The 13,051-nt window shown below is 58.6% G+C and carries 13 protein-coding genes; 6 read left to right on the plus strand and 7 right to left on the minus strand.

Annotated features, from left to right (window positions below; translation table 11 throughout):
- Positions 1-37: 37 nt before the first annotated feature.
- Positions 38-2,281, minus strand: coding sequence for a transglycosylase domain-containing protein (locus ASC96_RS10155; protein ID WP_060502925.1), 2,244 nt, complete (start codon positions 2,279-2,281; stop codon positions 38-40).
- A 660-nt stretch (positions 2,282-2,941) separates the two neighbouring features.
- Here ASC96_RS10155 and ASC96_RS10160 point away from each other — a divergent pair.
- Both ASC96_RS10160 and ASC96_RS10165 read left to right on the plus strand, forming a co-directional pair.
- Positions 2,942-3,268 carry a hypothetical protein gene (locus ASC96_RS10160; protein WP_244481975.1) on the plus strand — a complete coding sequence of 109 codons (327 nt, stop codon included), beginning with the start codon at positions 2,942-2,944 and terminating at the stop codon, positions 3,266-3,268.
- 346 nt (positions 3,269-3,614) lie between these two features.
- Complete coding sequence (locus tag ASC96_RS10165; RefSeq protein ID WP_082512006.1) at positions 3,615-3,884, plus strand: DUF2934 domain-containing protein; 270 nt, start codon at positions 3,615-3,617, stop codon at positions 3,882-3,884.
- A gap of 56 nt (positions 3,885-3,940) precedes the next feature.
- Here the strand turns inward: ASC96_RS10165 and ASC96_RS10170 are convergent, their stop codons facing one another.
- The gene (locus ASC96_RS10170) at positions 3,941-4,093 is read right to left on the minus strand and encodes a hypothetical protein (protein ID WP_060502928.1); all 153 of its coding nucleotides are present in this window, start codon (positions 4,091-4,093) and stop codon (positions 3,941-3,943) included.
- 41 nt (positions 4,094-4,134) lie between these two features.
- On the opposite strand from ASC96_RS10170, the gene ASC96_RS32555 reads away from it, so the two are divergent.
- From ASC96_RS32555 to ASC96_RS10180, 3 genes are all read left to right on the plus strand, one after another.
- Positions 4,135-4,482 carry a hypothetical protein gene (locus ASC96_RS32555; RefSeq protein ID WP_156393814.1) on the plus strand — a complete coding sequence of 116 codons (348 nt, stop codon included), beginning with the start codon at positions 4,135-4,137 and terminating at the stop codon, positions 4,480-4,482.
- A 14-nt stretch (positions 4,483-4,496) separates the two neighbouring features.
- Positions 4,497-4,706: a cold-shock protein gene (locus ASC96_RS10175; protein WP_037103743.1), complete on the plus strand. Its 210-nt coding sequence runs from the start codon at positions 4,497-4,499 to the stop codon at positions 4,704-4,706.
- A gap of 244 nt (positions 4,707-4,950) precedes the next feature.
- Positions 4,951-5,439 carry a hypothetical protein gene (locus ASC96_RS10180; protein WP_060502929.1) on the plus strand — a complete coding sequence of 163 codons (489 nt, stop codon included), beginning with the start codon at positions 4,951-4,953 and terminating at the stop codon, positions 5,437-5,439.
- A 13-nt stretch (positions 5,440-5,452) separates the two neighbouring features.
- Here ASC96_RS10180 and ASC96_RS10185 read toward each other — a convergent pair whose 3' ends face one another.
- The 5 genes from ASC96_RS10185 to ASC96_RS10205 all read right to left on the minus strand — a co-directional run bounded on the left by ASC96_RS10185 (position 5,453) and on the right by ASC96_RS10205 (position 11,854).
- Entirely contained in the window at positions 5,453-6,415 is a 963-nt protein-coding gene (locus ASC96_RS10185) for a lysylphosphatidylglycerol synthase domain-containing protein (protein ID WP_060502930.1), read from the minus strand.
- A gap of 105 nt (positions 6,416-6,520) precedes the next feature.
- Positions 6,521-7,909 (minus strand): dipeptidase, encoded by a 1,389-nt coding sequence (locus ASC96_RS10190; protein ID WP_060502982.1) that lies wholly within the window; start codon positions 7,907-7,909, stop codon positions 6,521-6,523.
- A 105-nt stretch (positions 7,910-8,014) separates the two neighbouring features.
- Complete coding sequence (locus ASC96_RS10195; RefSeq protein WP_060502931.1) at positions 8,015-8,446, minus strand: MarR family transcriptional regulator; 432 nt, start codon at positions 8,444-8,446, stop codon at positions 8,015-8,017.
- A 483-nt stretch (positions 8,447-8,929) separates the two neighbouring features.
- Positions 8,930-10,603: an aspartate-alanine antiporter gene (gene aspT / locus ASC96_RS10200; RefSeq protein WP_060502932.1), complete on the minus strand. Its 1,674-nt coding sequence runs from the start codon at positions 10,601-10,603 to the stop codon at positions 8,930-8,932.
- 306 nt (positions 10,604-10,909) lie between these two features.
- Positions 10,910-11,854 (minus strand): LysR family transcriptional regulator, encoded by a 945-nt coding sequence (locus ASC96_RS10205; RefSeq protein WP_060502933.1) that lies wholly within the window; start codon positions 11,852-11,854, stop codon positions 10,910-10,912.
- Positions 11,855-11,975: 121 nt separating this feature from the next.
- Here ASC96_RS10205 and ASC96_RS10210 point away from each other — a divergent pair, with 121 nt between their 5' ends.
- Positions 11,976-12,842 carry a pirin family protein gene (locus ASC96_RS10210; protein WP_060502934.1) on the plus strand — a complete coding sequence of 289 codons (867 nt, stop codon included), beginning with the start codon at positions 11,976-11,978 and terminating at the stop codon, positions 12,840-12,842.
- Positions 12,843-13,051 lie beyond the last annotated feature (209 nt).

Here is a 13,051-nt window from a genome sequence, read left to right on the forward strand (position 1 = left end):
GTCCCCATCGTCATGAGCACCAAACGGCGGTTGCGGCTCAACCGCCGGTCAGGATGTCGAACAGCGTCGTGCGTCGGGTCGCACCAGTGGTCTCGCCGACATCGGCCGGTGGCGTAAGCCCGGAATTTGCCGCCTGCGCCGGCTGATCGAAATCCTGCGTGCCAGCCGTCTGTCCGTTGGCAACGGGTGCCTGCGGAAATTCATCCGCCGCTCCATTGCCGAACGTTCCGGAGATAACATCGCCAACGCTTTCGGGCGCGGCCTGATTGTCGTCGAATGTCGGCTGGATCCCGGTCGTACCAAAGACCGGTGAAGGCGACAGGCCCTCGTGGGCCGCCGTCATGAAATCATGCCAGGCCTTGGCCGGAAGGCCGCCGCCAGTGACCTTCTTCATCGACTTGCCGTCATCATTGCCGAACCAGACGCCGGTGGTCAGGTTGCTGGTGAAGCCGACGAACAGAGCGTCGCGGAAAGACTGGGTGGTGCCTGATTTGCCGGCTGCCTGCCAGCCCTTCAGCCGGGCGGCCTTGCCGGTGCCATGGTCGATCACGCCGACCATCATCTGGTTCATTTCGCTGACAACGGCCGGATCCAGGACCCTTGGCGGATTGTCATAGGTATTTTCATAGAGCACGGTGCCGTCGGCGGTCGAAATCCGACGGATCACATGCGGCGTCGCTTTGAAACCGCCATTCATGAACGGGGCATAAGCCGACGTCAATTCGACAAGGCTGACCTCCGACGTTCCGAGCGCGATCGACGCATTGGACTGCATTTCGGATTCGATGCCGAGCCGGCGCGCCAGCTTGATGACATTCTGCGGCCCCACTTCCATCACCAGCTGGGCAGCGATGGTGTTGAGCGAATTGGCTAGAGCATTGGCGAGCGAAACCTCGCCGCGATATTTCTGATCGTAATTCTCCGGCGTCCAGTTGCCTATCCGGACCGGCGCATCGTTGCGGATCGACATCGGCGTGCGGCCGATTTCCATCGCGGCAGCATAGACGAAGGGCTTGAAGGCCGAACCCGGCTGGCGCCTCGCCTTGACCGCGCGGTCAAACTGGCTTTCGGCATAATCACGGCCACCAACGAGGGCGCGGATGGCACCGGTGCCATCGATCGAGACCAGCGCTGCCTGCGAGACATCCAGCTTCTGCCCCGATGCATCGAGGCTTTCAGCCAGCGTTTCCTCGGCCTTCTTTTCCAGATTGAGATCGAGCGTGGTATCGACGATCAGATCCTGGCTGATTTCGCCGACCATGCCCGGCAGCTGGTCCATGACCATGTCGGCAACATAATATTGCGCACCGGACCAGAAGCTCTTCGCCTTGGTCGGCGTCTGCGACATCGCAGTCTTGATCTCGCTATCGGTAATGAAGCCTTCCTCGCGCATGGCGCCGAGGACGACCTGAGCCCGCTCTTCCGCAGCTTTTGGATCACGCGCCGGCGACAGGCGCGAAGGCGCTTTCAGCAACCCGGCAAGCAGTGCGGCCTCGCCCAGGTTCACATCACGTGCGGACTTGTTGAAATAACGCCGCGAGGCTGCTTCGACGCCATAGGCGTTCGACCCGAAGAACACACGGTTGAGATACATCGCAAGGATCTGGTCCTTGGTGTATTTCTGTTCCAGCCAGACCGAGAGCAGCACTTCCTGTACCTTGCGCTCCAGCGTGCGCTCCGGCGACAGGAACAGGTTCTTGGCCAGCTGCTGAGTGATTGTCGAGCCGCCCTGCACCATGCGTCCGGTGGTGACATTGGTCAGCATTGCGCGCGCCAGACCGAGCGGATCGACACCGAAATGCGAGTAGAAACGCCGGTCCTCGATGGCAATGACCGCCTGCGGAATATACGGCGACATGTTTTCGAGCGACAGCGCCTCGCCACCGGTAGCACCGCGATTGGCAATGATATCGCCGTTGACGGCGAGGATCTTGACGTTCGGCGGCCGGTCCGGAATGGCCCAGGTGGTGGCGCTCGGCATGCGCGATCCGTAATAGAGCACCAGCCCGCCGACGCCGATGGCGCCCCAGATACCGATAACGACACACCAGTAAACCAGCGACCGGATCAGGCCCGTCAAACCGCCGCCGCCACGCGACCCGCCACGCCCGCGATCCTTCCGTGCCTTGGCCTTCCTGGCCGCAGGCTTTGACCCAGTGGATTTTTTGCCGCCGCCACTGACACGCTCACCAGCAGTCATGCGCAGTTCGCCGTCATCACGACCGCGTCCACCCTCGAAGGAAGGTTCTATCCTCTGCTCTGAAGTCCGGTTTCCTGCCATGTCGGGGTGGGTCTGCTCCAGCTTGTCTTGGGGAGCGCAGACAGCATACAAGCCGCAACGCACGATTTCGCCCCCTGCGATGAAGTGTAAATGCGGCGATTTAAGGGGGCGTTAACTGCACGCTATCACGCACCGCCACATCCTGGAAGCGCAGGTGCACTTGCGGAATGCGGCAGCAATCGCCATGTAATGATCCAGCACCGACTGCGGTGCCTGAAGCAATTCCATCGCTTCAGCGCGGCCAACTCAAAACCGCGCACCGGATTTGGGACATGCGGTAAGCGTGTCCTCAATTCCCCGACCCAGCCTATTGCCCTGCAGTTAAACCGTCTCCCGACGGAAAGGTCGCGTTTGTGACGTGAAGCGGGCCTAAAACAACGATCCAAGGAGACCATCAATGTCGACTTCATCAGACAAGCCATACGAACCGATCTCTTTCGCAAAGAAGCACCGGATATCGGTGGAGGATGCCCGAGATATCCTTGACCAGGCAGCTGGCGACAAAAAGACCGCCGACAAACATGCAAGGCGCGTGAGCCTTTAACCGCGACACCCTGTGGGCGGCGCGCCGGAATTGATGCGCCGCCCAAGAGGCTTTCCGTTCTTGGGAACCATTCCGTCTGCCAATTCGTTTGGCAGGTGGCAACAGGAGAACCGATGATGGCCGAACCAACCAATAGTGACCTTGAATCATTGCGCGCCGAAGTGGCCCGCCTTTCCAAAATCGTCAGCGCTCAGAGCGCGCAGGCCTATAGTGACGTTCGCGAACGTGCGTCCGGCGTCGTGGAGGCCGCAACACCTATCGCGAAAAAGGCGGCACACGTGGCGCGCGCGGAAGGCAGCGCCATTGCGCAGACAGCACGTGAACATCCGGCCGCCGCGGGTAGCGCGCTGACTGTCGCGTTGCTGGTTGGCGGAGCGATTGGCTTTCTGCTGGGTGCCGCCTCGCGGCAAGAGCCCGAGCCGGTGCGTCGCCGATATTGGTAATGATCGAACCGGCGAATGCGCCGACCTGACTGAAAGGCCTCTTCATTGAGGCCTTTTTCATATGGCGTCATGGAACTTTCCTGTCCGAAAGCTGTTTTGCGTCAAACGACAAGGGGAGTTCCGTGGGTCAAATCTATCATCTCAGTTCAGAAAATGACGAACTTCTGTCGGAAGCCGAAAAAGCGTTTGATCTGTCTGCGCGCCGGCGATCTATGTTGAAAAATATACGGGAATTGCCGGAAACGCCGCGACGGCCGCAGGCGTTGAAGAGGCTTGCCGGTCTTTTTGTTCCCACGTTCCGCCATCAACCGAGCTGAACCCCTTTTGCAACGCACCGGAGGCAGTCATGGACATCGACAGAGAAAGCAGAATCCGGCAGCGAGCCTATCAACTATGGCTCGATGAAGGTTCTCCGGAAGGAAAACAGGACGATCACTGGGCGCAGGCCGAGCGCGAAATCGATGACCTCGATACCAGCAACAGAACTGGTGATCCTGCAAGCCCCGGCGTCATGCGCGAAGCAGCCCGTGAACACGCCGACACATTTATCGTGAAATCCGATCTTGAGGATGCGGATCAACGCGAAAGTACGCCGGGTACGCGCGAACAGCCATAGCCGGACAGAACGAGCTTTTCCGGGGTTGAATAGCAGAAGAGAGCGCGTGCGAAACATCAGTTGGTGTTGGCGCGCGCGATCCGGTGTGTTGCGTCATCCAAGGCATTGCTTGTCTGTACACCATCCTGCTTCATGCCCCGCACTGTATTGCCGCATCCGGACAGGGCAAGCAGGGACGCGCACACTGCGGCAATCACCAATTTCGGCATCGTCAGTCCTCCATCAAGGAGCGATGGGATGAGCTCCTCCGATGAACATGATGCGGGACAAGGAAAAATCAATTCTCCAGACCTGCAAAAACATCGTCACCCTTTTCGCATCCGGACAAATGCAACCTCAACCGGTGTCTTCATGTAAAAATAAACCCAATGAAATCTCGACTCTGCGCCGTATAAAACTGAATGAAATCAATGGCCGATGCAAAACAGGAATAATAAAACTTGACTATCTGACCCCGGCAACCTATCTGAGCTTTGGTCGATATTTGTTAGATGACTTTGGTTTTTGCGACTTTGCGCGCAATCGGACGAACTTTCCTTCAGATTCGAACAAAAGCTTTTCCGTAACGTTTACGGGATGGTTCAACATAATTTGCTAGAGAAAGGGATCGTTATGGCCACTGGCACAGTAAAATGGTTTAACTCCACAAAGGGCTTCGGCTTCATTCAGCCGGACGACGGCAGCCAGGACGTTTTCGTCCACATCTCTGCTGTCGAGCGCGCTGGCATGCGTGGCCTCAATGACGGCCAGAAGATCAGCTTCGAGCTCGTCAAGGACCGCAAGTCCGGCAAGATGTCTGCAGACAACCTGCAGGCTGCTTAATACCAAATCTGGCGCGATAATCCGCGCCGGAGAAATGCGCTTCCGCGGTTGACCACGGATGTACTGGCAGAGTGTCGAAGCGCGTTGTGAAAGGTCGGGTTTTCCCGGCCTTTTTGTTTTTCTGGGCCGTGCTTTTCCAGCGCCCGCTTTCAGGCTCCGCGGTTTTGTTTGGCTGAAACCGTCCTGCACCTTCAAATCGCCTTATCCCCGTTGAAACTCACTGTGAACAACAGGAGGCGTGTGCATGAAAGCCATTCTCATTTCTCTTTCGACGGTAGCGGTTCTGGCGAGCTCCGCCGTGTATGCCAGCGCTCAGGATCAGGTAGCTTATGTCGATGATCGCTCGGATGGCCCTGCTCTCGTGCGCTCGCTCTACAATGCCATCAACCGCCACGAATATGCCCGCGCCTACAGCTATTTCAGCGAACCAGCCGATAGCTACGAGTCGTTCGTACAAGGCTATGCCAAGACTGTGGACGTTCAAGTGCTGACCGGTTCCGTGACGCAGGAAGGGGCTGCCGGCAGCATCTATGCGCCAGTGCCGGTTGCGATCAAATCGACGGAGAAAGGCGGCAAGGAAAAGATCTTCGCCGGCTGCTACATTACCCGCATCGCAAATGCCGCCATTCAGGAACCGCCATTCTCGCCGCTGCTTATCGAAAGCGCCGAGCTTGAAAAAGTCGCTGGCCCCTTGGAAAACGCGCTGCCGAAAATCTGCCACCCGCCGTCATAGGACAAGGGCCGGCTCAGCCGCCGTTCTTTTCACTCACCTCGGCCTTGCGCCCCGCGAGGAACTGGCCCCGCTCGAAAATGACCACGACGGCGAGTGCGATCAGGAACGGTACGATCAGATAGAACAGGCGGAAGATGGCAAGCCCGGCAAGCACACCAGCCGGATCCATTTCAGGCAGGGCTGCGATAAACACCAGCTCCAGAACGCCAAGGCCACCCGGCGCATGCGACAGAAGCGCTGCCGAGAACGAGGCGAGAAACACCCCGAGGATCACCATGTAGCCGGGATTTCCGGCCTCCGGCAGGGCGAAATAGATGATCGCGGCAGCGGCGATCAATTCGACGGGGGCGATTACCAGCTGACGCAGCGCCAATGATGGTTTCGGATATTCCAGCCGGAACCAGCGGGTATGCAGCGGCCGGAACCCGACAAGACTACCGACGACATAAAGCGCGATCAGTGCAAGAATGATCAATCCAGTTGAAATGGATGCGCCGATCGGCAGGAACGCGGCGAAACGGGTGGTGATTTCGGGCTCGACCAAAAGCACGATGGCGGCCAACATCAGCGTGCCGAGCGCGAATGTGAAAGAGCAGAACGCGACGAGAATGCCGGTCTCCCCGGCGGTGAGCCCCTTCGATCCATAGGCGCGATACCGCACGACGGCGCCGGAAAAGACCGACGCCCCCACCGTATGCGACAGCGCATAGGCGGTGAAAGAGCAGATGGTGATGAACCAGAGCGAAATCCTGTGGCCGAGATGCTCAAGCGCCAGATGATCGTAGGCTGCCAGCGCCGCATAGGCGGCAAGCGTTGCGGCGGCGGCCAATAGCCAGCTCTTCAGCGATACGGCCTTCAGGCTATCCATGAAATCGGCGGCCGAAAGGCCATGGAGCTCGTGATAGAGGCCATAAAGCGAAAACACGATCGCGGCGAGCCCAATTACCGGCCAGGCAAGTTTGCGTACCGTTTTCATGAGGCAAGTATTCTTGAAATCTGTAGCTGGCAAAATGTCATCTGGACGAAAAGACCACCCCCGACCGGCCCGGTCAAGGGTGCTAACCGTTAACAGACGTCATGCTCAAGCGGCAAGCGCGTCGAGAATCCGGATCCAGGAGCGGATGCCCTTGTGGAAGGACTGCAGCTCATACTTCTCGTTTGGCGAATGAATCCGGTCATCCGACAGGCCAAAGCCCACCAGAAGCGATTCCATGCCGAGCATCTTCTGGAAATCGCCGACAATCGGGATCGATCCACCCATGCCGATCAGAACAGCCGGCTTCGGCCATTCGTCGGAAAGCGCCGTTTTTGCGGTGTTCAGCAGGGCGGAATCATAAGGCAGCTGGATTGCCGGCGAGCCGCCATGCTTGTGAAATTCGACCGAGCAATCGGCTGGAATTTTCGACGTGACATAAGCGCGAAACGCCGCACGGATCTTGTCGGGGTTCTGGGCGCCGACAAGGCGGAAGGAGACTTTGGCGGACGCCTGCGCCGCAATCACGGTCTTGAAGCCTTCGCCGGTATAGCCGCCCCAGATGCCGTTGACTTCTGCCGTCGGCCTTGCCCAGGTCAGCTCCATGACCGAACGGCCCTTTTCGCCGGATGGAATCGACAGGCCGATCTCGCCGAGGAATTTTTCCGTCGTCATGCCCAACGTGTCCCAGGCGGCCTTGATCTGTGTCGGGGTTTCCTCGACACCTTCGTAGAAACCGTCCAGCGTGACGCGGCCAGTCTCGTCGTGCAGACCGGCGAGGATCTGCGACAGGATATGGATGGGGTTGGCAGCGGCACCACCGAAATAGCCGGAATGCAGATCGCGGTCAGCGGCGGTGATCACGATTTCCTCGCCGACGAGGCCGCGCAGACCAGCCGAAATGGCCGGAGTGTCCCGATCCCACATATTGGTATCGCAGACCAGCGCGTAATCTGCCTTCAGCTCGGCGGCGTTGGCTTCCAGGAATGGCTTCAGCGACGGCGAACCGGATTCTTCCTCGCCCTCGAACAGGATCGTGACTTCGCAAGGGAGAGAGCCGTTGACCTCCTTGAAGGCGCGGCAGGCCTCGACGAAGGTGAGGAGCTGGCCCTTGTCGTCAGCCGTTCCACGGCCCGTAATGACCTTGCGGCCACCGTCCAATTCCTTGATCGACGGTTCGAACGGAGCCGTGTCCCACAGATTGAGCGGGTCGACCGGCTGGACATCGTAGTGGCCATAGAACAGCACGTGCGGCGCACCGGCCTTGCCGGCCGCGTGATGGGCAACCACCATCGGATGACCGGGCGTGTCGCGCACCGAAGCGTCGAAACCCAGGGACGTCAACTCGGCGACCAGCCACTCCGCCGCCTTGCGGCACTCCGCCTTGTAAGCCGGATCGGTCGAGATCGACTGGATACGAACCAGATCGAAAAGCCGTTCAAGGCTCTTGGGGAGATTATCGTCCGCGCGGGTGAGAATGCTGGCCGTGGCTGTCATGATCGAATCCTTGTTATCGCGGCGGAACCTAGACAAAGTTGGCGACGGATTTAAGCAAAATATTTTGATCGATGGATCATAGCCGTACTGGAACAGCAAACAGCATCAGCTCTGGGCGCCATTGGCGATCGCCATGCGCATGTATTCGAGCATGAGTTCCCGTTCGAAATGGCGAAAACCGGACAACAACGATTGATCGGCGGCGAGTGCTGCCTCTTTCGCCTCCCGCTCCATCTCCCTTGCCTTGGCTGTCAGGAAAATCTGCTGCGCGCGCTTGTCGGTCGGGTGCTTTTTCCGCAACACCAAACCGTCCCGCTCCATCCGGGCCAGAGTGTTGGCCATCGTTGCCTGCTCGATGTCGAGGCGGTCGAGCAATTGCTTCTGGGTCAGCCCCTCCTCGCTCCACAGCTCCAGAAGAACCGGAAACTGGCCGGGGGCAAAGCCGAGTTTCTGGCCTCTCTCCTGCAGGGCGCGGGAGAAACTTTTCGCCAGAAGGCTGGACAGGTATGTTGCTGAATCCATACGGTCGAAGGCCATGTCTATGGGTACCTCTCCCCAAGCTGGAACACAAGTTACATTGCGGGCGATGGACCGGCAGACAATAGGATTTCACACGGATGTGATGCTTGCCGGGAGCGCAAACAAAAACCGCCATGGCGGAGGCGGGGCCACGGCGGTTTTTGTTATAAATTGGACAAAGGCCCGGAGAGGGGGGATAGGCCTTTGTCCTTACATCTGGCTTCGGCGGGGGACAGGCCTTTAACCAGATGACGGCGCGTTCAGGTGCCGTTGGTTATCATTTGTGGTTCCAAATGTGGCTTTTCAAGGGAGCAAGCACCGGCCGCTGCATTACAAATTCGTAACATTGTCGTGAGGGGCCTCAGTATCGAGAATAGCGATATTCATGCCCGAAAAAGCGGGTCGTTCCGGGAGAGAAAGCCACCTTGCCGCGCGGCCCGTTCTCCCGCCCTGGGACCTTGTATCGCAGCCAACCGCGACAGATAATCCGTCAGACGCCAACTAACCTGTCAGCGCCATGACCAACCCAACCACGACCGGCCCCATCAGCGGCAGCAGAACGTTGGAGATCGCATATGTGACCGTATAGCCGATCACGGGCGTAGAGTTTCCGGCCTGCGAAACGAGGGCGCTGATGGTTGGGGTGCTGCAATGCTGCCCGGCGATTATGCCGAGAAGAATCGGTGCTTCGATCTTCATCAGCTTGGTTCCAACAAACAGCGAAACGAGGGCCGGCAGGAACGAAACAAGGACTCCGAGCACCGGCAGGATCAGGCCGTATTCCATAATCAGATCGATGGCATCAGGGCCGGCACTGAGGCCTATCGCTGCTATGAATGTGGCGAGGCCAAACTCCTTGGCGAACTCGGCCGCGGCCGGTGGCAGACCACCCCGCATCGGGTTGCGCATATTCAGCCAACCGAAGACAAGCCCGGAAATCAAGGCGCCGCCGCCCGCACCGAGCCCCAGTTCAAGGGCGCCAATCTTAAAATGGAAATGCCCGATAACGAGCCCGATTGCGAGCCCAAGGCCGAGAAATATGAAATCGGTACGCTCGCCCGGAGGCACGGGTTTTCCGAGTTCGTGCGCAGCGCGTTCGATGGCAAGTTCCGGGCCGTAAAGAGTGACGATATCCCCGTGTTGCAAAATTGTGCCGGAAAGTGCCGGGATGTTTTGCCCCATGCGCCGAACATGGGATATGAAGATGCCGCGCTCCAATTCAGCCGAGGCCATTTGCCTCAATTGCCGAATCTGACGGCCGAAAACTTCCTTTCGCACCAAAACCACATCGCGGGTTGCAAGCGTAAAGTTTGTGCCTTGCGGAACGGGTACTTCGTCACCGAGCCTGTCCCGCACGGCAATTACCGCGTTGCGGCGCCCCCGGACGAACACGATATCGTCAGGCTCCAGCAGAAAGTCCGGGGTGGTTTCAAGAATATCGCTGCCGCGCTGCAGACGCTCGATGGCAATTGCCCATCCCCGGCTTTTTTCAAAATTTCCGACTGTCTGACCGGCCGCACCGCCAACGCGATAGGCGCGGCCAACAAAGGCCGGGAGGCCTTCTGCCTGCTCCTCATCATCGTCGGTCGATCCCAGTTTGCGCGCGAGTTCCTGCGCTTCTTTCCGCAGATCGATCTTCAACAGCAACGGGGCAATCTGCGTCGTGAAAACCACGATCGCGATGAGACCGAAGAGATAGGTGAGGCTGTAGGCCGTTGCGATATTGGCCTGCAGCTGTTCGATCTCTGGCGTAGAAATCGCAAGACGGGCAATCGCTTCCGATGCTGTGCCAACAACAGCGGATTCTGTCGCGGCTCCTGCAAAAAGCCCTGATGCGGTACCGACGTCGAAATGGAAGAGAAGTACCGCGATGGCCAGCAGCACGAGGACACAGATAACCTCGATGAACGAAAAAATACCGTAGCGCCATCCGCCGCGGATATTGGTGAAAAACTGGGGGCCGGCCGAGAAGCCAAGCGCATAGATGAAAAGGGCGAATGCCGCGTTCTTCAGATCAGGATCAACCCGCACCCCGAATTGGCCGATTGCCAAGGCGACAAACAGTGTTCCGCAGGTCCCACCAAGCTGGATCGGGCCAACGCGTAGTTTGCCAATCAGAAAACCAAGTGCAAGCGACAGGAACAGGGCGATGATGGGATCGGTGAGGAACGACATGAACAGATCCAGTGCCTATGAGCGGGATTGGATGGGGGACATGCAGTAAAAGTAGAAGTTGAAAAGCCAAGCTATTAAAAATTGACCGGCGCCGCCACGGTTTCAACTCTTGCGCAGAGATGCCCGCCGCTTACACCCTGAAGCCTCCGGTTAAGGTGAGCCACCTTTTTCCATGAAGACAAGGGATAGCGCGGGCCGTGGTGGCCGTCCATATCTCATTCCACAGTGGTGAGGAATTTTACGCGATTGCTTAAAAAACCGCCCTCAGGTTGCCGAGGCCAACTTTTCGATGATGGGCAGCCGCCATCATTCATTGTCGACGGAAAGCAGCTGTTCGTTGGGACCCTCCGATCGATCAACACTGGAATATTCCTCCGCAAGGAAATCCAGAAGCGTCCGCACGGAAGGCAGCAGCCCTCGTCTCGATGGAAAGGCGGCGTGGATGATGCCCGACCTTGGAGCCCAATCGGGAAGGATATCCACCAGCCTTCCGGCCTGCACGTCGTCCCTGATCATGAATGTCGGGAACTGACAGACGCCAACGCCGCGAAGCGCCGCAAAACGCAGGGCCATCATATCCTCCGTGACAAGACGGGGATTATGCCGAACGACGGCTGAGGCACCGTTTGGACCATCAAGACACCAATCGTGCTCGGATCTTGCCGGTTCCCAGGCGAGGCTCGGCAACACGGCAAGATCGGCTGGAACGGGAGACCGGGATAAACCTTGCAAAAGAACCGGGCTGGCAACCAGACGCTGGGTGCTGTCGGCCAATTTGCGGATCACCAGATCGCTGTCATCCAGCGGTGGAAAACGCACACGGACAGCGAGATCGAAACCTTCACGGATAACGTCGACACGCCGGTTGGTGCTTTCCAGCAGGACTTCCACTTTGGGATATTTGGCCATAAAACGGGCAATCATCTCGCCGAGCTGAAAATAGATCACCGACGAAGGACAACTGATGCGCACAATACCCTGAGGCCCCGAGCGCGTGCGGTCGATAACCTCTTGCGCCGCGTCAGCCTCCACCGTCATGGCGAGACAATGGCGGTAGTATTCGCGGCCAATCTCGGTCACCGCAAATTGTCGCGTGGAACGTTGAATCAGACGAACGCCGAGACGCTCTTCCAACTGGATTATGCGCCGGCTGAGTTTCGATCTTGGCACGCCGAGCTTTCGAGCGGCTGCAGCAAAGCCGCCCTGCTCGATCACATCGACAAAAAACCGGAGGTCATTGAGGTCTTGCATGACTTTGATTGTCCTATTTTCAGGACAGAGTAACCCGATTTGCCAGTCTACTGCTATCACCGCCACGGCAGTATTTTCTCCTTACACACAGCCTCAATGGCAAAGCGAAAAGGAGAAGCACATGAGAAAGGTTCTCGGAGTTTACAGCAACCCCACGCCGCACTGGGTCGGAGACGGGTTTCCGGTACGCTCGCTGTTTTCACATGCCACGCACGGCGACCATGTCAGCCCCTTCCTGCTGCTGGATTATGCCGGTCCGGCGGAATTCGCGCCGACGAACACGCCGCGTGGCGTCGGTATCCATCCTCACCGCGGATTTGAGACCGTGACCATCGTCTATCGCGGTGAAGTCGAACACCGGGATTCGACCGGCAGCGGTGGCATCATCGGACCAGGCGACGTCCAGTGGATGACGGCCGCCGCCGGTATCCTGCACGAAGAGTTTCATTCGGAGGCCTTTACCCGTAAGGGCGGGAAATTGGAGATGGTTCAGCTCTGGGTAAACCTGCCGGCCAAGGACAAGAATGCCACGCCTGGATATCAGAGCCTGCTCGACCGCGACATTCCCTCCGTGGAACTGCCTGACGGCGCCGGCTCTCTCCGGGTGATCGCCGGCGCCTATGATGGCCACCGCGGACCGGCACAAACCTTCACCCCGATCGATCTCTGGGATGTGCGGCTGCACGAGGGTCGAAGCGTTTCGGTGTCCATGCCAGAGGGATATACTGCCGCAGTGGTCGTCCTGAAGGGCACGGTCGCCATCAACGGCGCTACAGCCGGGGAAGCTCAGTTCGCGCTCCTCGACAGATCGGGCGGCGACATCACGCTGGAGGCTTCAAGCGATGCATCCGTCCTGATCCTGGGCGGCACGCCGATCGACGAGCCGGTCGTGATGCAAGGGCCATTCGTCATGAACACTAACGACGAAATCAGGCAGGCAATGGCCGATTTCCGAAGCGGTCGCTTCGGCGCGATCAGTGCAGCCTAACGCCGATCTCCAGAACCAGGACAGGGTTTCTTTTTCCGCCTTGGGGGAACTGCCCCCGGGCGGCGAAGGCAAAGCCCAGCGCAATTGGAAACGCTCGGCCACCGTACCCGCCTTCACGACCCTGCTCATCAAAACCGGCGTAACCGCCAGCATGCAGTTTTCCTAAAAGCCGACCGAACATGGGGCCTGAAACCGCCCCACATCCCTGA

It is taken from the genome of Rhizobium sp. Root1204 (assembly GCF_001424965.1).
Taxonomy (GTDB): domain Bacteria; phylum Pseudomonadota; class Alphaproteobacteria; order Rhizobiales; family Rhizobiaceae; genus Pararhizobium.

Excerpts from the sequence above, each read along its gene's own strand:
- ASC96_RS10155 (WP_060502925.1), bottom strand. The coding sequence starts at position 2,281 with ATGGCAGGAAACCGGACTTCAGAGCAGAGGATAGAACCTTCCTTCGAG.
- ASC96_RS10160 (WP_244481975.1), top strand. The coding sequence starts at position 2,942 with ATGGCCGAACCAACCAATAGTGACCTTGAATCATTGCGCGCCGAAGTG.
- ASC96_RS10165 (WP_082512006.1), top strand. The coding sequence starts at position 3,615 with ATGGACATCGACAGAGAAAGCAGAATCCGGCAGCGAGCCTATCAACTA.
- ASC96_RS10170 (WP_060502928.1), bottom strand. The coding sequence starts at position 4,093 with ATGCCGAAATTGGTGATTGCCGCAGTGTGCGCGTCCCTGCTTGCCCTG.
- ASC96_RS32555 (WP_156393814.1), top strand. The coding sequence starts at position 4,135 with ATGAACATGATGCGGGACAAGGAAAAATCAATTCTCCAGACCTGCAAA.
- ASC96_RS10175 (WP_037103743.1), top strand. The coding sequence starts at position 4,497 with ATGGCCACTGGCACAGTAAAATGGTTTAACTCCACAAAGGGCTTCGGC.
- ASC96_RS10180 (WP_060502929.1), top strand. The coding sequence starts at position 4,951 with ATGAAAGCCATTCTCATTTCTCTTTCGACGGTAGCGGTTCTGGCGAGC.
- ASC96_RS10185 (WP_060502930.1), bottom strand. The coding sequence starts at position 6,415 with ATGAAAACGGTACGCAAACTTGCCTGGCCGGTAATTGGGCTCGCCGCG.
- ASC96_RS10190 (WP_060502982.1), bottom strand. The coding sequence starts at position 7,909 with ATGACAGCCACGGCCAGCATTCTCACCCGCGCGGACGATAATCTCCCC.
- ASC96_RS10195 (WP_060502931.1), bottom strand. The coding sequence starts at position 8,446 with ATGGCCTTCGACCGTATGGATTCAGCAACATACCTGTCCAGCCTTCTG.
- aspT (WP_060502932.1), bottom strand. The coding sequence starts at position 10,603 with ATGTCGTTCCTCACCGATCCCATCATCGCCCTGTTCCTGTCGCTTGCA.
- ASC96_RS10205 (WP_060502933.1), bottom strand. The coding sequence starts at position 11,854 with ATGCAAGACCTCAATGACCTCCGGTTTTTTGTCGATGTGATCGAGCAG.
- ASC96_RS10210 (WP_060502934.1), top strand. The coding sequence starts at position 11,976 with ATGAGAAAGGTTCTCGGAGTTTACAGCAACCCCACGCCGCACTGGGTC.